This is a genomic window from Collinsella sp. TF06-26, from assembly GCF_002232035.1.
GTDB lineage: Bacteria > Actinomycetota > Coriobacteriia > Coriobacteriales > Coriobacteriaceae > Collinsella.
The window spans coordinates 52,695-72,759 of the sequence record NZ_NKXR01000011.1 but is presented as its reverse complement, the minus strand read 5'-3'; the positions used below and the strand labels follow the sequence as shown (position 1 = coordinate 72,759).

Sequence of the window (20,065 nt, the reverse complement as noted above, 5' to 3'; positions counted from 1 at the left end):
GCGCAACAGCAAAAAGCCCCCGGAAAGCGGACAAATCGCTTTCCGGGGGTATGCAATACGTTGCATTGCGCGGAGTCGGCCAGGCGACTTCGCATTCAAGCGGCATGTGCACCGGGCGCGTTACTCGGCGTGTGCGTAATCCACCTTGGCGCGGCGAGCGGTAGCCTTCTCCCAATCGCTGGTGCCCTCAAAGACATCCTGCTTGTAGGGATTGCGGCCGAGCTTCTTGGCGCGGTAGGCGATGTAGATGATCGCGGCGATGTTGGCGACCAGTGCGGCGATCGAGACCGCGGTAGCGGCGCCGGGGTCGAGCGTGGAGTGGGTCACAAAGATGGACTCCTCCTGGAAGTACGGGAATACCTGGGCAAACATGCACCAAATGGCCAGCGTAAAGGCACGGTTCTGGATCCAGCCGCCCTTGTTCCAGATAAAGGCGGCGACGGTGGGCGCCAGCAGCAGCGCAAAGCCGCAGAACCAGGAGTGGGTGGGCAGGCAGTTGTAGGTGTAGCAGAAGTTCCAGATATCGTAGGCGATGATGTAGACCCAGGTCATGTCGGGCCACAGCATGTCGGTCTTGTCCTCGGAGGCGTAGACGCTCCACCAACCGGTCATGCAGAAGATGTTGATGATACCGGCGATGCCGTTGAACACGTTGTTCCAGCCGGCCAGCTGCGTAGCACCTTCGGAGGTGACCCAGGTGGACTGGCCCAGGACAAAGAAGTGATAGGCGCTCTCAAAGTCGGACACGACGGCGATCATGATGTTGATGGCGACGATCACAAACGGCCACGCGCGGAACCAATGCGCCTTGCCGATCTTGCCCCACTGGTACTTAATGGCAATGAAGCCCCAGCAACCGGCCAGCGCCGCGTATACCTTGGCGTAGTGGAACCAGCTGTTCTGGTACACATGGGTGGGGTTGGTGAGCGCCCACTCGGCGCTTTGTGAGACGCCGATGGCGATGGCGACGCAGTAGATGGTCATGGCCAGCGGAGCCACGCCAAAGATGATGGCCGCGCCCAGCTTGGTGCGGCGGCCGACCTCGTTGAGCACAATCAGGCCAATAAAGACCATGGCCCAGCCGGCCCAGTGGATAAGGGTATCGCTACCCCAAACATCGAACAGCATGCTGCTCTCCTTTCACACGCCCGCGGCCCCTCTTCCGATCGCGGGCAGTTTGGCCAAATGTCGTCAGTTCCTGGGTTTGCGCTCGGGATACTTGGCGGTATAGCCCTCGATGTGGAGTGTCGAGGCGATGATTTCCTTGACCGTCTCGTCGGGCACATCGGGGTGCGTGCGGATATACATCAACAACCCCATGATGAGGGTGTAGAACGTCTCGTAGACATGGTCGATGCGCAGCTCGTGATGGGCGACAAAGTCCACCACGGTGGTGTCGCAAATGTATTGCGCCACGCGCTGGACCACGTTGTGCAGAAAGCCGCCGTAGAGCGCGCCGCTGCTTGAGGTAAGCGTGCTCGGCAACTCGTGGCCGCTCACGACCAGGCGCTTAAAGAGCGGAGCGACGGTGTCGAGTGCGCCTTCGATGTCGCCGACGGTGCGGCCGGCGTTCCACTGCTCGAGTTCGGAGATAAAACCGTCGATTGCCTCGTCCATGACGGCGGTGACGGCGGCATCCATATCGGCAAAGTAGTGGTAGAACAGCGAGCGCGTGCAGCCAGCCCGCTTGGTCACGGCCGATACCGAAAGATGGGACACACCAAGCTCGGCGCTCACGGCGCGCACAGCGGCGAGGATCTCGCGACGGCGCTCGTCGCCCGTCAGGCGCTTTGCCGCGCTATCGGATGCGGGGACGGCATCGACCACAGAGATATCTGCTGTGTTGTTGCCCATGTTTTGCCGCCTTTCATCCTCTTTTGCCTGACCGTTCGCCTAACAGTCTTGAATATTGTTGACGGTTCGTCAATACTATTTTTGACACAATGTCAACAATGGCGGGTGAACGGCATGGGGGCATGCCCGGCCTGCAAAAAAAGAGGGGCGCCGCGGTCTCGCCGGGCTGTGGCAAGAGAAGGGACAACCATGATTCTCAACGGACCGGGGATTAGCTATACCGAGCCCGATATCGGCGCGGAGTTCGTGCCGCCGATACCGGAGCATCCGCGCGAGGCAATCGTCAAGCTGTGCGAGCACTGCACCAACCGTCTGCTGCATCGCGACGAGCTGCTGGGCTACGAGTACTGGTCGTTTGCCGAGGCTGCGACCGACGAACAGGCCGAGGTACTCTGCAAGATGAAGATGCGCCGTCCCTATACGCTGCCCGAGATGGTCAAGCTCACCGGCATGCCCGAGGCCGATATCGAGAAGATGCTCGACGATATGAGCTACACGGGTCTGCTCGAGTACAACTGGGAAAACCCCGAGCGCGCCAAGCAGTGGGTGCTGCCCATGCTGGTGCCGGGTTCTGCCGAGTTCCTCAACATGCGCGTGAGCCAGCTCGAGGAACACCCGGTCTACGCCAAGTTCTTTGAACAGGCATCCAAAGGCCCGCTGTCCCGTGCTACGCCGATGGTGCCGCCCGGGGGTGCCGGTATCGGCATGCACGTCATTCCGGTCGAGAAGGCCATTGACGCCGCGAGCACGTCGGTGCCGATCGAGCATATCGAGCATTGGCTCGACAAATACGATGGCAAATATGCCGCTAGCACCTGCAGCTGCCGCGCGAGCCGTCGCGTGATGGGTGAGGGCTGCGCCGACGACCCGGCCGATTGGTGCATCGCCGTGGGCGATATGGCCGACTACGTGGTTGAGACCGATCGTGGCCATTACGTGACCCGCGACGAGGTTTACGACATCTTGCGCCAGGCCGAGGACAACGGCTTTGTGCACCAGATCACCAACATTGACGGCGAGAACAAGATCTTCGCCATCTGCAACTGCAACGTTAACGTGTGCTACGCCCTGCGCACCTCGCAGCTGTTCAACACACCCAACCTGTCGCGCTCGGCCTATGTCGCCAAGGTCGAGAAGGACAAGTGCGTGGCCTGCGGTCGCTGCGTTGAGGTGTGCCCGGCTGGTGCAGCCAAGCTCGGCCAGAAGCTCTGCAGCAAAAAGGCCGGCGGACAGGTGCCCGAGTATCCGCGCCAGGAGCTGCCCGATGCCACCAAGTGGGACCACACCAAGTGGTCGCCCAACTACCGCAACGACAACCGCATCGAGACGCACGAGTCCGGCACCGCGCCCTGCAAGACGGCTTGCCCCGCGCATGTCGCCGTTCAGGGCTATCTGAAGCTCGCGGCGCAGGGCCGCTATGACGAGGCGTTGGCGCTCATCAAGCGCGAGAACCCGCTGCCCGCTATCTGTGGCCGTGTGTGCAGCCGCCGCTGTGAGGATGCCTGCACCCGCGGCCGCGTGGACGCCGCCGTGGCTATCGACGAGGTCAAGAAGTTTATCGCCCAGCGCGATCTGGATGCCGCGACCCGCTATGTCCCGTCCGTGGTGACGCCGACGCGCGCCGGCGGCTTCGATCAGAAGATTGCCATCATCGGTGCCGGCCCGGCTGGCCTGTCCTGTGCTTTCTATCTTGCCGAGAAGGGCTACAAGCCCGTCGTGTTCGAGAAGAACGAGCGCCCGGGCGGCATGCTCACCTATGGCATTCCCAGCTTTAAGCTGGAAAAGGACGTAATCGAGGCTGAGGTCGAGATCATTCGCCTGATGGGCGCCGAGTTCCGCTATGGCGTGGAGGTCGGCCGTGACGTGACGCTCGATGAGCTGCGCGAGCAGGGCTTTAAGGCCTTCTACGTTGCCATCGGCTGCCAGGGCGGCTGCCTTGCCGGTATTCCGGGCGAGGATGCCGAGGATGTGACCGTGGCCGTCGACTTCTTGCGCGAGGTCAACAGCGGCAAGATTGACGCGCTGCCCGGCCGCACCATCGTGGTGGGCGGCGGCAACGTTGCTATCGATGTCGCGCGCAACGCCTGCCGTCTGGGCTCTGAGCATGTTGAGATGTTCTGCCTGGAGAGCGAGGCCCAGATGCCCGCCAGCGAGGAGGAGCGTCGCGAGGCCATCGAGGACGGCGCGCACATCAGCTGCGGTTGGGGCCCCAAGGAGGTTCACCTGGACGAGGCCGGTCATGTGCGCGGCATCACCTTCAAGCGCTGCACGCGTGTCTTTGACGACGAAGGCCGTTTTGCGCCCGAGTACGACGAGAACGACCTGCGCCGCGTCGATGCCGACCGCGTGGTCATGTCCATCGGCCAGTCCATTGTGTGGGGCGACCTGCTGGCTGGCTCCAAGGTGGAGCTTGGCCGCGGTCAGGGTGCCCTTGCCGATCCTCAGACCTACCAGACCGCCGAGCCAGACATCTTTGTGGGCGGCGACGTCTATACCGGTCCGAGCTTTGCCATCGATGCCATCGCCGCCGGTCACGAGGCCGCCGTGTCCATCCATCGCTTTGTGCAGCCGGGCTCCACGCTCACCATCGGCCGCAACCAGCGCCGCTACACCGCGCTCGACCGCAACGACGTTGTGCTCGAGAGCTACGACAACGCGAGCCGCGAGGTTGCGCATGTGGACCGCGAACGCGAGAAGGCTGCGCCGTTTAGCGAGTATGTTGAGACCTTTACCGAGGAGCAGGTGCGCGCCGAGACCGCCCGCTGCCTGGGCTGCGGCGCCTCGATCGTCGACCCCAACAAGTGCATCGGCTGCGGCCTGTGCACCACCAAGTGCGCGTTTGACGCCATCCACCTGGATCGCGACCGCCCCGAGTGCTCAACGATGGTCAAATACGAGCAAAAGCTCCCGAGCCTTGGCAAGTATGCTTTAAAGCGTGCAATCAAAATCAAGTTCGGTCGTAAATAGGTAACCATGGCGGGTGAGGGGACGGCGCAGACTAGATTTCGCCGTCCCCTTGCTTTGAGTTTGCATCGCATCAACCGTTGTTGAAAGGTTTCTACCTTGCATGAATTGGGAATCGTTTATCACATCATTCGCGATGTTGAGAACGTGGCGCGCGCCAATGGCGTGTGTCGCGTTTCGAGCGTGACGCTGCTCCTGGGCGAGGTCTCGGGCGTCGTTCCCGACCTACTGCTCGACGCTTGGCGTTGGGCGGCGGATAAAAAGCCTATCACCGAGGGCTCGGAGCTTATCGTGGAGCCCGTCGAGGCCGTGACGCATTGCGAGGCGTGCGGCTGCGACTACGCGACGGTCGAGCACGGCAAGACCTGCCCCCATTGCGGCAGCGGCGAGACATACCTGCTGCAGGGCCAGGAGGTCATGATCAAGCAGATCGAGGCCCCCGATGAGGACCCGGCAGACGCTGCCCCCGACGGCCCTTCTGACGCCCCCGATGCCGTCGACGCCGCCAACCCTCTCCACATCGTCTAGCCCCTAGTCTTTGGGGACGTCCCCAAAGACTACTTGCGCTATTGCATAAGCCACGAAAATAGTCAAGTCATATCTGTTTAAACAAAATAGCGGCAGTACAAGCGCATTCGCACTTGCTTAAAATCGGTATCAATGAACAGCATGCTTGTATCTGTAAAATACATGACTTGATGAGCGACGCTTTAGTGGGAAATGAGTCGAAAAATAGCAACGTAATCAACTTGTAACAAACCTAGACGTTTAAACAAATAATCCAACCTTTTGCGGATTCAGCTATAATTCCACAATCCAAACAGGTATACTTCATTCATGTCGTGTAGGAAATACGTAGACAAAAAGGAGGTTATGTGATGGTAAGTATTGTTCTTGCTAGCCATGGTGACTTGGCGGCTGGAATCAAGCAGACGGGCTCGATGGTCTTTGGCGATCAGCCGTCTGTTGCCGTGGTCTCGCTCGAGCCGAGCATGGGCCCCGACGACTTCCGTGCCAAGGTCGAGGAAGCAATTGCTTCCTTCGAGGACCAGGAGCAGGTGCTCTTCCTCGTTGATCTGTGGGGCGGCACGCCGTTCAACCAGATCAGCGGGCTCATCGAGGGCCACGATTCCTGGGCTATCGTCACCGGTGTCAACCTGCCTATGCTCATCGAGGCATATTCGCAGCGCTTTGACGCAAAGAACACTGCACATGCGATCGCAAAACATCTCGTGACTGAGGCTAAGGCTGGCGTGCGCGTCAAGCCCGAGTCTCTGGAGCCCGAGGAGAAGAAGCCGGCTGCGGCCGCCGCTGCTCCTGCAGGCGCCATCCCTCCGGGAACGGTCATCGGCGACGGGCACATCAAGATCGCCCACGTCCGTATCGACACGCGTCTGCTGCATGGTCAGGTGGCCACCACGTGGACCAAGCAGATCAACCCCAACCGCATCATCGTGGTCTCCGACGGCGTTGCTCACGACGAGCTCCGCAAGACCATGATCGAGCAGGCTGCCCCTCCGGGAGTCCACGCCAACGTCGTGCCTATCAAGAAGATGGCCGAGGTCGTCAAGGACACGCGCTTTGGCGACACCAAGGCGATGCTGCTCTTCGAGAACCCGCAGGATCTGCTCAGGGCCATCGAGGCCGGCGTCGACATCAAGGAAGCCAACATCGGTTCCATGGCCCACTCCAAGGGCAAGGTCGTCGTCACCAACGCTGTCGCTATGGGCGATGACGATGTCAAGACCATCGAGGCTCTCAAGGCCAAGGGCGTCAAGTTCGAGGTCCGCAAGGTTCCTTCGGATTCCTCCGAGGATCTCGACGCCATGTTGAAGAAAGCTAAGGCCGAACTGGCCGCTCAAGCATAGTAAAGGAGGGTCCGATACATGTCTGCAATCACTATTCTGCTTGTTGCGATTGTCGCGTTGCTTGCCGGTATGGAAGGCATTCTGGATGAGTTCCAGTTCCATCAGCCGCTCGTGGCATGCACGCTTATCGGTCTCGTAACCGGTCACCTTCAGGAGGGCATCCTCCTGGGCGGTTCGCTCCAGATGATGGCCCTTGGCTGGGCTAACGTCGGCGCCGCCGTCGCGCCTGACGCCGCTCTGGCCTCGGTCGCTTCTTCGATCATCATGGTGCTCGCCCTCAACGGTGGCGCCACCGATTCGGCCAAGGCCGTTACCGCCGCCATCGCCGTCGCCGTCCCGCTGTCGGTCGCTGGTCTGTTCCTGACCATGATCTGCCGTACCCTGGCTACCGCTATGGTTCACGGCATGGACGCCTGCGCCGAGAAGGGCGACTTCGCCGGCATCGAGCGTTGGCAGTACGCCGGCATCCTCATGCAGGGTGTTCGTATCGCCATCCCGGCAGTACTTCTGTGCATCATCCCGGCCGAGGCCGTTACCAACGCGCTTAACGCTATGCCCGATTGGCTGTCCGGCGGCATGGCTGTCGGCGGCGGCATGGTCGCTTCCGTCGGTTACGCCATGGTCATCAACATGATGGCCACCAAGGAGACCTGGCCGTTCTTCATCCTCGGCTTTGTCCTTGCTGCCATCCCTCAGCTCACGCTGATCGCCCTTGGCCTCATCGGCATCTCCCTTGCCCTCATCTACCTTGGCCTTAAGGATCTGGCCAAGCAGGGTGGCGGCATGGGCGGTGGCTCCGGTGACCCGCTCGGCGACATTCTGAACGATTACGAGTAGGAGGGGAGTGATACATATGGCAGAGAACAAGATTCAGCTCACCAAGGCTGACCGTAAGAAGGTTTGCTTCCGTCATCAGTTCCTTCAGGGCTCGTGGAACTACGAGCGCATGCAGAACGGCGGCTGGTGCTTCGCAATGATCCCTGCGATCAAGAAGCTCTACACCAGCAAGGATGACCAGATTGCCGCTCTTAAGCGCCACCTGGAGTTCTATAACACCCACCCCTATGTTTCCGCCCCCGTCATTGGCGTTACCCTCGCCCTCGAGGAGGAGCGCGCCAACGGTGCTCCGATTGACGACGTCGCCATTCAGGGCGTCAAGGTCGGTATGATGGGCCCGCTCGCCGGCGTCGGCGACCCCGCCTTCCGGTTCACCCTTCGCCCGATTCTGGGCGCACTGGGCGCTTCCCTGGCCCTGTCCGGCAGCATCGCCGGTCCGCTGCTGTTCTTCTTTGCGTGGAACATCATCCGTTACGCCTTCCTGTGGTACACGCAGGAGTTTGGCTACAAGGTCGGCTCCTCCATCGCCAAGGACCTCTCCGGCGGTCTGATGGGCAAGGTCACCGAGGGTGCTTCCATCCTGGGTATGTTCATCATCGGCGCCCTGGTCGAGCGCTGGGTGTCCATCTCCTTCACCCCGGTCGTCTCCAAGGTCACGCAGTCTGCTGGCGCCTATATCGACTGGGCCAACCTGCCCGCCGGTTCTGAGGGCATCAAGCAGGCGCTGTCGATGTACAGCTCTGTCGGTGCCACCGCACTCGACCCGGTGAAGGTCACCACGCTTCAGGCCAACCTCGATCAGCTCATCCCCGGCCTTGCCGCCGTGTGCTTGACCCTTCTGGTCTGCAAGCTCCTCAAGAAGAAGGTCAGCCCGATCGTCATCATCCTGGCTCTCTTCGCCGTCGGCATCATCGGTCGCGTCTGCGGCTTCATGTAAGCACGCTTCGGCTTAAGACCGAGAGTTGCTAGGCAAGGGCTTTTGAGCCATTGAAACGGACCGCACCCGGTGGGTACACTGGATGCGGTCCGATTGTTTTTATTGGAGGGCGAGGCGCGTATGGCGCAATCTCAAAACAGCACGGTCGATCTGGCAACGCCGGCAACCTGCCTGATGGGGCTTACCAGTCACGGCAACATAATGGTGGGCAATAAGGCGTTCGAGTACTATAACGAGCGCAATCCCGAGGATTACATTCAAATCCCGTGGGATGAGGTCGACTACATCGCCGCCGAGGTTTTGCGCGGCACCAAGAAGATTACGCGTTTTGCGATCTTTACCAAAGAAAACGGTCACTTTACGTTTTCGACGCGCGACGATAAAGAGACGCTTCGCGCGGTCCGTAAGTACGTCGACGAGGATAAGCTCGTGCGTTCGCCCGACTTTATCGATGTGACGGCCAAGGGCGCCAAGAGCATCCCCTCCGTTATCAAAAACCTTTTCCACAAAGGCAAGTAGTCATTAAAGAGCGCCCCCTCAAAGTGGGGCGCAGTCTCCCATGTGGCTCAATCGGGAAAGTGCATCCCAGTTCGAGCGTCGATTCCGGGATGTAGTTTCCGGAACGGGGTCGTTTGGGAAACCGTGTCCCGTTTCGAGCCGAAATTCTGGGTCACAGTTTCCCAGCGAGGTCTCATGGGGAAAGTCTGACCCAGAATTTGCCTGGATAGTGGGACGCACTTTCCGGAGGGCTGTTCCACCGCAACTTCGAAGAGTGGGTATACGCTGCATTACAGCGGCGTAAATCTGCTACACTAATACGACATGCCTCCGTAGCTCAGGGGATAGAGCACCGCTCTCCTAAAGCGGGTGTCGACGGTTCGAATCCGCCCGGGGGCACCAGAGGAATATCGAGCCCGGTACCGCTATGGTGCCGGGCTCTTCTGGTCTAAGGGCAGGATTCGGACCGTCGACACCCGCGTCACCAATTTCCCCGCGGGGGGAGTTTTCGAATCCGCCCGGGGACACCAGAGATTGATCGAGCCCGGTACACCGTCACGGTACCGGGCTCTTCTGGTTCATGTCATGTCAAAAACGAAGCGCCCGCTTGCTGGGGGAGCAAGCGGGCGCCTGTGAGCGAATATGTTTGCGGCGGGAGCCGTAATGGGCGGTGGGGCGGCGACTAGTTGGTCGTACCGGAATCGTCGCCCGTGCTCGTGCCCGAGCCAGAGCCCGAACCCGAGCCAGAAAGTGCGACCGTCAGCGTGATCGTGTTGTCGGTGGACTGCTTGCCGGTGGGGGAGACGCCCGTAACGGTGGCGTTTTCGTTGCCGCTCACGGGGTTGCCGTTCTGGTCGCAGAACGCGATGTTGTAGAACCCGGCGTTGTTGAGCGCGGTGACGGCGGCGGAGATGCTCTTGCCGTACAGGTTACCCGGAACGCTGGCCTTGCCGGACTTCTTGGCAATGACGACGGTAATCGTGGCGCCAGGCTTCTGCTTGCCGCTGGGGTTCCAGCTAATCACGGTGCCCTCGGTAACCGAATCGTTCTCCTGGTAGCTCACGTCGACGCCAAAGCCTGCCATATCGAGGGCGTTGCGCGCCTGGGCCTCGGTCATGTCGGTCAGATCGGGGACGGAGGTGGTGTCAGGACCGCTGGAGACCTTGTACGAGATGGTCGTGCCCTTCTCGACTTCCTTACCGGGTTCGGTGCCCTGCTCAAAGACCTGGCCCTCATCGGCCTCGTTGGCCTCCTCGGAGGCGTTGCCCTTCAGGCCAACGCTTGCCAGCGCGGCTTCTGCCTGGTCCTTGGTCAGGCCGACAAGCCGGGGAACCTCGACCTTCTCGGAGGGCTTGGGGCCCTTGGAGATTACCAGGTTCACCTTGGTGCCCTTGGCCTTCTTGGTTTTGCCGTTGGGCGTCTGCTCGGCGACCTTGCCCTCGTCGATATCGTCGTTGTAGCTTTGGTCGATGGTGCCGACCTCGAGGCCGGCTTCCTTGATCTGCTCGACGGCAGTCTGCTGGTCCTTGCCCAGCACATCGGGCACGGTGACCTGCTCGCCGCCAAAGAGTCCTGTGGCAAAGGCCACCACGATACCGATGACGGCAACGGCTGCCACCACGGCGGCGATGATCTTGTTCTTGTTGGATTTGGGCTTTTCGACCTCGTAGGAGCCGGTGGAGCCCGAAACCGAGCTACGGGCGGTATTCTGGCCGCTCACGCCCGAGACGGGACGTACCATGGCGCGCGTCTGATCGGAAAGCTCGCGAGTCTTGGTGGCGCCCAGTTCACCGGGTGCACCGATGATGCGCGTGGGCTCCGAGATGTTGACGGCACGGCCCGACAGGTAGCTGTTGAGCACCTGACGCAGCTCGTCGGCGGTCTGGAAGCGGTTTGCCGGGTCCTTCTCCATGCACTTGAGGATGATACGCTCAAGGTCGGCGTCGACACCGGAGTTGATCTGGCTCGGCGGAATAGGCAGCTCGTTGACCTGCTTGAGTGCGACTGAGATGGCGTCATCACCGTCAAAGGGCACGCGGCCGGTGGCGCACTCGTACATCACGACGCCCAGCGAGTAGATATCCGAGGTGGGGCCGAGGTCCTGACCACGGGTCTGCTCGGGACTGACGTAGTGGGCGGTTCCCAGCACGTTGTTGTCTTGCGTGAGGTGGCTGTTCTTGGCGCGCGCGATGCCAAAGTCCATCACCTTGATGTTGCCGTCGGGCAGCACCATGATGTTCTGCGGCTTGATGTCGCGGTGGATGATCTCGTGCTTGTGGGCGACCGAAAGCGCGGAGCTGATCTGCGAGCCGATCTGGGCGACCTTCTTGGGGTCGAGAGCGCCGTGGCTCTTGATGCCGCTCTTAAGGTCGGTGCCGCGCAGGTACTCCATGACGATGTAATAGGTGTCGCCGTCCTTGCCCCAATCGTAGACGCCCACGATATAGGGGGAGGAGAGACCGGCTGCCGCCTGGGCCTCCTGCTTAAAGCGTGCGGCGAAGGTTGCGTCGCCAGCATACTGTGGCAGCATGATCTTGACGGCTACCGTGCGGTCGAGGACCTGGTCCTGTGCACGGTAGACGGTCGCCATACCGCCTGTCCCCACCTTATCCTTGAGGAGGTATCTTCCCCCGAGGACCCTCTGTTCCATTCCTGCTCCTAACATAACTATTCGCTCAACGATGTGTGTAGTACCTACGATGTGGCCGCTGGGGCCGTGTGGCGCGTTGCCGCTAACTCTTCGGCCGCGGCGCGCCTCGGGTGTCCGATTCGATCATGGGCATCACGCTCCCTGTGCGGCGAGCGCCGCGGTCAGGACGATGCCGGCAATCTTGGCCGCCTTGACGTCGTGTTTGTCGTAATCCTCCAAGGCCACCGAGATGGCGACCGTGGGTGAATCGTAAGGTGCAAAGCCAACGAACATCGAGTTGACGTTGGTGCCGCCGGTCTCGGCCGAGCCGGTCTTGCCGGCGACCTTGACGCCGGGGACCTGGGCATCGGTGCCGGTACCGGACTGGACGACGGCGAGCATGGCCTGCTTGACCTGGTCGGCCGTGGCAGAGCTGACAGCCTGACCCAGCGAGCGGGACTGCGTGGTCTTGACCACAGTTCCGTCCGGGGCGAGTACCTGGGCTACAAAGTACGGGTCCATGACCACGCCACTGTTAGCGATGGCGGCGGCAATCACGGCGTTTTGCATGACGGTGGTCTGCGGCCCGGGCGTGTGGTCCATGCCGACAGGCTGGCCGGCGCCGGCCCAGGCGGTCTCCCACTCGGTCATGAGCGACGGGTCGGCCATGATGGAGGCCGCGGAGGTCAGGTCCTGGCCGAGCTTTTGGCCGTAGCCAAAGGCGTTGGCAAACTGCACGAGCGTGTTTGCGCCAACTTCGTTTGCCACCTGGCCAAAGACGACGTTGGAGGACACGGCAAAGGCCTGCTGCAGGCTGATGGTGCCGTAGCTCTCGTTGGCATAGTTGGTGACCGGTGCGTTGCCGATGTCCATGGAGCCGGGCGCTTGGTAGGTGCTGGTAAGGCTGGCGGTACCGGTCTCGAGTGCCGCGGAAAGCGTAACGACCTTAAACGTGGAGCCCGGCGTGTACAGCGCGTCCATGGCGCGATTGTACATAGAGCCGTCCTCGCCGCCGCCCGCCTGCAGCAGGGCGTCGATGTTGGTGTTGTCATAGGTGGGCGAGCTGGCGCATGCGAGCACCGCACCGGTACGCGGGTCGATGACCACTACAGCGCCCTTAAAGCCCTTGAGCGCCTGCTCGGCCGCCGTCTGGATACGCGAGTCGATGGTGAGCTTGGCGGTGTTGCCCGGCTGGGTCTGGCCCGCGAGCGACGCGATGGCGTTGTTCCAGCTGGAGTAATCCTTAGAGCCGGTGAGCGTGTCGTTCATGACACTCTCGATGGCGGTGGTGCCATACTGCTGGCTCACGTAGCCAACCACGTGCGCTGCCAGGTTGCCGTTGGGGTAGGAGCGTACGTAGGTGCCGTCCTCCTGCTGCAGCGACTCGGCCAGCGTCACGCCGTCGGACGTGATGATGGAACCGCGCTGGATGTACTTGGAGCGGGCGATGGTGTGGTTGTTGGTCGGCATGTCCTGATAGTCCTTGGCCTTGATGACCTGGACATAGGTGAGGTTGCCGATAAGGATGGCGAACAGCGCCGTAAAGGCGAGCACCGCACGGGTTAGACGGTTGGCGAGCGCCACGCGGCCGAGCACACCGGATTCAGGCGTGTCGAGCAGGCGACGGCGCATGCGCGAGCCGACGGAATGGCTGCCGCTGCCGTAGGAAGACGAGGTGGCAAAGCGCGTGCCCGTCGGGGCGGCGGCGGATGCGGCCTGATCATCGGTGATGGCGGTCATGGTGCCGGTGCCGGTAAGCTCGGCCTCGCGTCCGGTTGCTTCGTCACCGGCGCGCAGCAGGAGCGCGACGATGATAAAGCTTGCCAGCAGCGAGGAACCGCCCTGGCTCATAAAGGGCAGGGTGACGCCGGTCAGCGGTATCAGGCGGGTAACGCCGCCCACGATCAAAAAGGCCTGGAAGCTGATGGCGGCCGTAAGGCCCGTGGCGCTAAAGGCGGCGAGGTCGGATTTAGCGCGGGCAGCCGTGGTGAGGCCACGCACGGCAAAGAGCATAAACAGGATGAGCACGGCGCCGCCGCCCAAAAGGCCCATCTCCTCGCCGATGGCAGAGAAGATAAAGTCGGACTCGACGACAGGGATGTTGTTGGCCATGCCGTTGCCGATACCAACACCGACCAGACCGCCATCGGCAAGCGAGAAGAGCGACTGGACGATCTGGTAGCCCTGGCCCTGGGCGTCCTTAAACGGATCGACCCAAACTTGGAAGCGCACCTGAACGTGCGACAGGAACTTGTAGGCGCCCACGGCGCCGACGGCCAAGAGCGCAAGGCCGATAACGACATACGAGAATCGACCCGTGGCAACGTAGAGCATCAGCAAGAAGATGGTGTAGAACAGCACGGCCGAACCCAGGTCGCGTTCGAAGACGACAACGAGTAGGCAAACGCCCCACACGGCAAACAGCGGCAGCAGCAGTCGCAGGCGAGGGATCTTAAAGCCCAGGATCTTGCGGTTGGAGATGGAGAGCAGCTCGCGGTTCTCGGCCAGGTACCCGGCCAAGAACAGCACGATAAAGACTTTGGCGAACTCGCCGGGCTGGATGGTAAAGCCCGCGATGCGAATCCACAGCTTGGAGCCCGAGATCGTGGTGCCGATAAAGATAGGCAGCATCAGCAGAATGATGCCGATAATGCCAAAAGTGTACTTGTAGCGCATGACTACGTCGAGGTTCTTAACCAACGCGAGCGTTCCCACCATGAGCGCCACCGAGACAAACAGGATGATGAGCTGTGAGATGGCGAGAGCGGGGGCGAGGCGTGTCACGAACGTGATGCCGATGCCCGAAAGTATAAATACGATGGGTAGGATGGCGGGGTCGGCGCCGGGCGCCAAGATGCGCACGGCGATATGTGCCGCGGCGAAGGCGGCAAAGAGGCCGATCGGCACCGCGAGCGTCTCAAAGGAGATGGCGGCGCCCGCGGTGAGCACGTACATCGCATACAGCAGGATGACGGGGAACGCCGAGGCGATGAGCAAGAGCAGCTCGGTGTTGCGGCGACTCATAAGCGGCACTCCCTTTCTAGTTCTTTTCGGAGGCTTCGGCCTCGGCGGACTGTTCGGCGGTTTTCTCGGAATCTGATTCGGAGGTCGATCCCTGATTGGTGTTGTCGCGAATCGTTTGCGCGTCGATCACCTGGCGGGTCTGCTCTTCATCGATCTGGTGGCGGTACTTGGATATCGTGTCCTGCGCATCGTCGACACTTGTTTGCGGAATGCCCGCCTTGAGGCGGTTTTGCGTGTCTTCGGGCAGGTCGGACAGCTTGATGCTGGTTTCGCTTTCGAGCCAGTGGAGCTTGAGTCCGAGCGGCTTGCCGGGAAGGCCGCGCCAGACGGCGACATTGCCCTGGTAGGTACCCAGGTAGTACGAGCCGGTGACACCCGTGTAGGCCCAGATGCCAGCTGCCAGCACAAAGACGAGGGCCAGGATGGCGGCGATAGTAATGTTGCGGCGACGCACGCGTTGCGCCTCGCGCATAACGCCATCGTCAACCAGGTCAACGACTACTACGGTCACGTTGTCGTGGCCGCCGGCGGCAAGCGCCGCGTCCACTAGGTTGTCGACGCAGATTTGCGCGGTTGAGGACTGCGTGGCGATGTTCTCGATATCGCTATCGGGAATCATGCTCGAAAGGCCGTCGGAGCACAGGATCAGGCGGTCGCCTTCCTCGATATGCAGGGTGAAGTGGTCGGCATACATGGCGGGGTCCGAGCCCAGCGCACGGGTGATGACCGAGCGGTTGGGGTGGACGCGAGCCTCGTCTGCCGTAATCTCGCCGGCGTCCACGAGCTCCTCCACGTAGGAGTGGTCGCGGGTCACGCGGATGAGCGTGCCCTCGTGGAGCAGGTAGGCGCGAGAGTCACCCACGTGGGCGATGGCGAGCGTGTCGTTTTCGATATAGGCGCAAGTGGCTGTGCAGCCCATGCCGGGCTTGCCCAGGCCATTCAAGGCGGCCTCGATTACGGCGGCGTTGGCTGCCTCGACGGCTGCGGCCAGGCGTGCTGCGTCGGCGGACTGCGGGGCCGTCTTGGCAATAGTCTCGACGGCGATGGAAGAGGCTACCTCGCCGGCGGCGTGACCGCCCATGCCGTCGCATACGCAAAAGAGCGGCGACTGCACCAGGTAGGAATCCTCATTGTGCGGGCGTACGCAGCCAACGTCAGAGCGGGCGCCCCACATGAGTTGCGTGGTGGTGCCGGCATCATAGGTCGAGTCGGTCTCGATGCGCTCCTCGGTCAGGGGCTCAAAGCTCATGGTCGAGCCGGGGTCTTTGAGCTTGGCTTCAACGGCGGCTACGTCGATCTCGGCTGTGTCACCGGGAGAGACGGTGTCGGTCTCGGCGTTTGATTCGGAATCGCCGGTGTCCGGGGAGCCGGGCTCCTCGGACGCGCAGGCGGTCGACTCGTCGTCTTGCAGGCTGACGTCTATAGGCTCGGGTGTCGCAAAGTGCGACGGCGCGGGCGTGCTTTGCGACTGGGCGGCGGGCTCGGCCACGGTATCGGACTCGCTTGCGGGCGCAGGCTGCGGGATCTTGGGTGCGGGGCCGTCCTCGGGGGATGGCCCCGCTTCGGGCGCCGGCGTAGACACGGGCGCAACCTCGGATGCTGGGGCTATGGGAAACGCCGGCGCGGCGGGCTCGGGTGCCGCAAACACCGCAGCGCTCTCGTTGATTGCCGCGGCGACGGGCTCTGCAAAGTGAGCCGGCGCCGGGGTTGCTTCGGGCGCTGTGGGCTGTTCCGCAGCATGTGCGCCGATGGGCGCCGCTACGGCATCCTCTTCGCCCTCGTTATCGGCGAGATCCGAAATATCATGCGTTACATGCGAAAGAGGCAGGGAGAACACGGTGTCCTCGGGCTCCACGGGTGTGGAGTCCGCCGGAGCGGCGTGGGCCGGTGCAGCTACGGCAGCAGCCGGTGCCTCGGTCATGGTTGCGGACTTGTTCTCCTCGTCGATCATCGACGGTTCACCTTCATGACCACGTCGCCAATCTGGACTTCGTCGCCCTCGCGCAGCGTTGCGGGCTCCACAAGCTGGCGGCCGTTGACGAGCGTGCCGTTAAGCGAGTTGAGGTCCTCGATGATGAGCGCCGGGCCCTGCAGCGAAAAGCGCGCATGCGAGGCCGAGACGAACGGTTCGTTGATGCAGATGTCCGAAGATGGCGAGCGACCGACGATGACGGGGCCGAGCATGTCTACGTGGATGCCGCGGATACCGCGCGGACCCTTGTCCACATCGATCGTCCAGATAGCCGAGTCGCGACGCTGCCCGCGCACAAGTCCCACGCCGGTCTTCATGACGGCGAACAGGAAGATATAGAGCAGGGCGACCAGGACGATGCGGCCTGCAAAAAGGACGATATCGATGTTCATAAGCGACTATCCCCTAAATTCAAAGGTGCTCAGGCCAAACGTCAGCAGATCGCCGTTGCGCAGCGGGCAGCGCGTAATGCGGCGGTTGTTGACGAGCGTGCCGTTGGTGGAATTGAGGTCCTCGATCGACCAATCCGAGCCCGTAAAGGTGAGCTGGGCGTGGCGGCGCGACACGTTGGGGTCGCGCAGGGCAATATCGGAAACCGAGCGCTCGCGACCGATAGTCACCTGTGCGGAGGTGATGCTATGGCTCTCGCCGCTCACGACGTCGACGAGCTGGGCGAGCGGGCGCTGCGGGGCGCGAGTGCTCGCCATGTTGGAGGCGATGCCGGCTGCGGCGCCTAGGCCCACGGCGGCACCGGTCGCGGCGGCTCCGCCCATGCCGGCAAGCGCGTCGCGCGAGACGGTCTGCGGCACCGGGATGGGTACTGCGGCGGGGTCGGGGACGCTAGGCGCGAAGGGGTCTGCCACGGCAAGCGGGTCGGGAGCGGCGGCGCGAGGCGTCGGCTGCTGCTGGGGCATGGCGGCGGGGCGCTGCTGCTGCGGGGCAGCAAACTGCTGCTGGCCGGCGCGCGGGGCGCTGGCGGCACGGCTTGCCGCGGAGTTGTTTTGGCCCAGACCGTTTTGATAGGCGCGCTCTTCTTCGTACAGGCGGCCGAGCGTGGGGGCATCGACGTTCTCGGCAAAGACCGAGAACTTGCCGGCGCGCAGCTGCGGATCGATCATAAAGCGCACGAGGGGCTCGCCGACAAAGACATAGCGGCGCTTTTCGGCCTGCGCCTTCACAAACTCGCGGACCTCGCGCGAAAGCTCGGGGTAGAACGGGGCGAGCATGGGATCGTCGTCGGCGGCGATCAGGATGGTATAGAGTGCCGGCGCCGTGTTGACGCCGTTGATCACCAGAGTCTGATCCTCCATGTCGCGAGCGGCCTGCTTGGCAAGCTTCTTAAAGGAGAACGGGGCACGGGTGGCACCGAAGATGCCGGCCACGTGGTCCTCGAAGATGTTCAGGAAGTTCACGAAAGATCACTCTCCGTATAGGTTCTTTGGTATCCGAGCAAATATAGGCATATCCCAACGATTATAGAGGATAGGGTTCCCGCAACCGCCGCCTTGGCGACGACCGCGGCTGCAAGGCTGGCAATTTCCATATGGTGTGCAAGACAGGACGCCGCTGCGCAGCCGATGCCGGCGACAGCGATGGCGGCGATTACGGCAAGGTTTGAGCCCTGATCGGCACGCTTGGCATGGGCGTTGAGCAGCGCAGATGACGCCGCGGCAGTTGCCGCTACCAGCACAAAGGCAGCCCAAAGGAGTGGGTCTCCCAGCGCTGCGGCAACGTTACCGAGCCCCAGCACGCCTCCGGCTGAAAGCGCGACCGTGGCCAGACGGGCAAAAAGTGCGCCCATGCCCGTTGCCGCGGCGGCGCTTGCCGGGCCGAGCCAAAATGACGCGACGCCGGCGGTGACCCCAGCTGCCAGGAAGGTATTGCCGGTCAGACAGCCAAGCGCAAGCGCGCAGGTGAGTGCGGCGCTCGCGGCAGCCTCGGTGCGACCCCAGGCGATCCACCAACCGGACATGGCGGCGGCAAAGATCACCGCGACGGGCAACATCGACAGGATGCCCTGCGCCTGCATGGTGGCGTTGGCCATGAGCACCAAAAAGCCCACAGCCGAGATGGCCGAGCCAATCTGGGGGGCCAGGCCAGCCGCCGCTCCGATCGCGATGGCCGCAATGACCAGGCCGGGAAGCGCCGCGACCCCGGCCGTTTGCATCAGCAAAAAGCTAAAGGTGCCGCACGTTAGCGCCGAGATAGCGTGCATGGTGTAGTCGCGCGCATGGCTCCAGCGCGTGCCCGCCCAGCCGAGCGCGGGGTCGACCTCGATGGCGTCGTCCTCGTAGTACGACGGCTCGATATCGTCGAGCTCTTGCTCGTCATCCGAAAGCTCGCCAACCATTTGCTCCAGACTGCGACGGCCCTCGCGCACGCTGCCCAGACCGGCAAGGAGTTGGTCGCAAAATGCCTCGATGCTGTTGGGGCGGTCCTGCGGCATGGGGGAGAGCGCGCTCATGAGCGCGGCCTCGGCTCCCGGGGGAAAGTGTGGTATCAGCTCGCTGGGATAGGTGGCGCCGCCGATGATGCGGTCGAGCGAGTCGGCGGGCGTGGCCGCCATAAAGGGAGCGCTGCCGCACAAGCCCTCATAGATAACGCAGGCAAGGGCAAAGACATCGGCGCGTTCGTCGACCGTGCCGGTCTCGATATCGAGCTGCTCGGGCGGCATGTAGCCGATGGTGCCGCCGCGCGAGCCGCCAAAGCCACCGGCGGACGACAGTCGCGCCATGCCAAAGTCGGTGAGCTTTACATTGCCCGAGTGGTCGATGAGCACGTTGGCGGGCTTAATGTCCAGGTGGAGTACGCCATTGCTATGGGCGAAGGTGAGCGCCTGGCCCAGGGCATCGGCAATGGCCGCGGCCTCGTCAAAGGTGAGCGAGTGGCCGTCCACGCGATGCAAAAACTCGGCAAGTGACATGCCATCGACATACTCCATGACCAGGTAGGCATAGGCGGTGTCATGCGTAAAGTCGATGACCTGCACGATGTTGGGATGTTGAAGCATGGCGGCAGTGTGCGCCTCGCGCAGGACATCCATGATGTCGCTAGCGGGCATGCCGGCACCGTTGATAAGGGGGATGCGTTTAATGGCGACGCGGCGGCGCAGGTGCGTGTCGCGGCAGATCTCGATGGAGCCAAAACCGCCGGTCGCAAGTGTCTCGAGCGGCTGGTACCGCTTGAGCAGCTCGCGAGAGCTGGTGCCCTCCAAAGGAACGTCCGGCGAGAACCGGGCGGTATGTTGCGAGAAAAGCGGCATGGCCAACCCTCGTGCGTTTAAAGTTCGTTTGCGAGCGGCGGGCGCGGGGCCGAGCCGTTCGCGGTGGCATAGATGCTGCTAGTGTAGCACGCTCAGGAAGATGGCGAGGAAACGGGGACGAGGTGATCCGATCGATCCGACTCCGTTTCGACGCGTCCGGAAAGCGCATCCCAGTTTTCAGCCAAATAATGGGATGCGCTTTCCGATTGGGGTGGGCTGT

The 20,065-nt window shown here is 62.3% G+C and carries 14 protein-coding genes and 1 tRNA gene; 7 read left to right on the top strand and 8 right to left on the bottom strand.

The genetic code is table 11. The features are described 5' to 3' along the window. Nucleotides 1-120: 120 nt before the first annotated feature. Both CHY22_RS07270 and CHY22_RS07265 read right to left on the bottom strand, forming a co-directional pair. Nucleotides 121-1,128 carry a DUF5692 family protein gene (locus CHY22_RS07270; RefSeq protein WP_089573278.1) on the bottom strand — a complete coding sequence of 336 codons (1,008 nt, stop codon included), beginning with the start codon at nucleotides 1,126-1,128 and terminating at the stop codon, nucleotides 121-123. A 63-nt stretch (nucleotides 1,129-1,191) separates the two neighbouring features. Continuing rightward, nucleotides 1,192-1,854 carry a TetR/AcrR family transcriptional regulator gene (locus CHY22_RS07265; protein WP_089573277.1) on the bottom strand — a complete coding sequence of 221 codons (663 nt, stop codon included), beginning with the start codon at nucleotides 1,852-1,854 and terminating at the stop codon, nucleotides 1,192-1,194. A 189-nt stretch (nucleotides 1,855-2,043) separates the two neighbouring features. Here CHY22_RS07265 and CHY22_RS07260 point away from each other — a divergent pair, with 189 nt between their 5' ends. The 7 genes from CHY22_RS07260 to CHY22_RS07230 all read left to right on the top strand — a co-directional run bounded on the left by CHY22_RS07260 (nucleotide 2,044) and on the right by CHY22_RS07230 (nucleotide 9,360). Continuing rightward, nucleotides 2,044-4,821 carry an FAD-dependent oxidoreductase gene (locus CHY22_RS07260; protein WP_199408790.1) on the top strand — a complete coding sequence of 926 codons (2,778 nt, stop codon included), beginning with the start codon at nucleotides 2,044-2,046 and terminating at the stop codon, nucleotides 4,819-4,821. A 96-nt stretch (nucleotides 4,822-4,917) separates the two neighbouring features. After that, entirely contained in the window at nucleotides 4,918-5,346 is a 429-nt protein-coding gene (locus tag CHY22_RS07255; RefSeq protein ID WP_089573276.1) for a hydrogenase maturation nickel metallochaperone HypA, read from the top strand. 350 nt (nucleotides 5,347-5,696) lie between these two features. Continuing rightward, a complete protein-coding gene (locus CHY22_RS07250; RefSeq protein ID WP_089573275.1) occupies nucleotides 5,697-6,686 on the top strand; it encodes a PTS sugar transporter subunit IIB in 990 nt (329 codons plus the stop codon). A gap of 18 nt (nucleotides 6,687-6,704) precedes the next feature. Further along, nucleotides 6,705-7,523, top strand: coding sequence for a PTS mannose/fructose/sorbose transporter subunit IIC (locus CHY22_RS07245; RefSeq protein WP_089573274.1), 819 nt, complete (start codon nucleotides 6,705-6,707; stop codon nucleotides 7,521-7,523). 16 nt (nucleotides 7,524-7,539) lie between these two features. Further along, nucleotides 7,540-8,460, top strand: coding sequence for a PTS system mannose/fructose/sorbose family transporter subunit IID (locus tag CHY22_RS07240; protein ID WP_089573273.1), 921 nt, complete (start codon nucleotides 7,540-7,542; stop codon nucleotides 8,458-8,460). A gap of 120 nt (nucleotides 8,461-8,580) precedes the next feature. Beyond that, the gene (locus CHY22_RS07235; RefSeq protein WP_089573272.1) at nucleotides 8,581-8,979 is read left to right on the top strand and encodes a DUF956 family protein; all 399 of its coding nucleotides are present in this window, start codon (nucleotides 8,581-8,583) and stop codon (nucleotides 8,977-8,979) included. 305 nt (nucleotides 8,980-9,284) lie between these two features. Further along, a tRNA-Arg gene (locus CHY22_RS07230) sits at nucleotides 9,285-9,360 on the top strand. A gap of 280 nt (nucleotides 9,361-9,640) precedes the next feature. On the opposite strand, the gene pknB is transcribed toward CHY22_RS07230, so the two are convergent. The 6 genes from pknB to CHY22_RS07200 all read right to left on the bottom strand — a co-directional run bounded on the left by pknB (nucleotide 9,641) and on the right by CHY22_RS07200 (nucleotide 19,845). Then, complete coding sequence (pknB, locus tag CHY22_RS07225) at nucleotides 9,641-11,608, bottom strand: Stk1 family PASTA domain-containing Ser/Thr kinase (protein WP_089573271.1); 1,968 nt, start codon at nucleotides 11,606-11,608, stop codon at nucleotides 9,641-9,643. A 132-nt stretch (nucleotides 11,609-11,740) separates the two neighbouring features. Beyond that, nucleotides 11,741-14,611: an FtsW/RodA/SpoVE family cell cycle protein gene (locus tag CHY22_RS07220; protein WP_089573270.1), complete on the bottom strand. Its 2,871-nt coding sequence runs from the start codon at nucleotides 14,609-14,611 to the stop codon at nucleotides 11,741-11,743. Between the two features lie 16 nt (nucleotides 14,612-14,627). Further along, nucleotides 14,628-16,562 (bottom strand): Stp1/IreP family PP2C-type Ser/Thr phosphatase, encoded by a 1,935-nt coding sequence (locus CHY22_RS07215; protein ID WP_089573269.1) that lies wholly within the window; start codon nucleotides 16,560-16,562, stop codon nucleotides 14,628-14,630. Next, nucleotides 16,559-16,975, bottom strand: coding sequence for an FHA domain-containing protein (locus tag CHY22_RS07210; protein WP_006235180.1), 417 nt, complete (start codon nucleotides 16,973-16,975; stop codon nucleotides 16,559-16,561). The genes CHY22_RS07215 and CHY22_RS07210 overlap by 4 nt, the downstream gene beginning before the upstream one ends. Before the next feature lie 6 nt (nucleotides 16,976-16,981). Further along, nucleotides 16,982-17,995, bottom strand: coding sequence for an FhaA domain-containing protein (locus CHY22_RS07205; protein WP_089573268.1), 1,014 nt, complete (start codon nucleotides 17,993-17,995; stop codon nucleotides 16,982-16,984). Further along, nucleotides 17,992-19,845 carry a serine/threonine-protein kinase gene (locus CHY22_RS07200; RefSeq protein ID WP_089573267.1) on the bottom strand — a complete coding sequence of 618 codons (1,854 nt, stop codon included), beginning with the start codon at nucleotides 19,843-19,845 and terminating at the stop codon, nucleotides 17,992-17,994. Before CHY22_RS07200 ends, CHY22_RS07205 begins: the two co-directional genes overlap by 4 nt. Nucleotides 19,846-20,065: the final 220 nt, after the last annotated feature.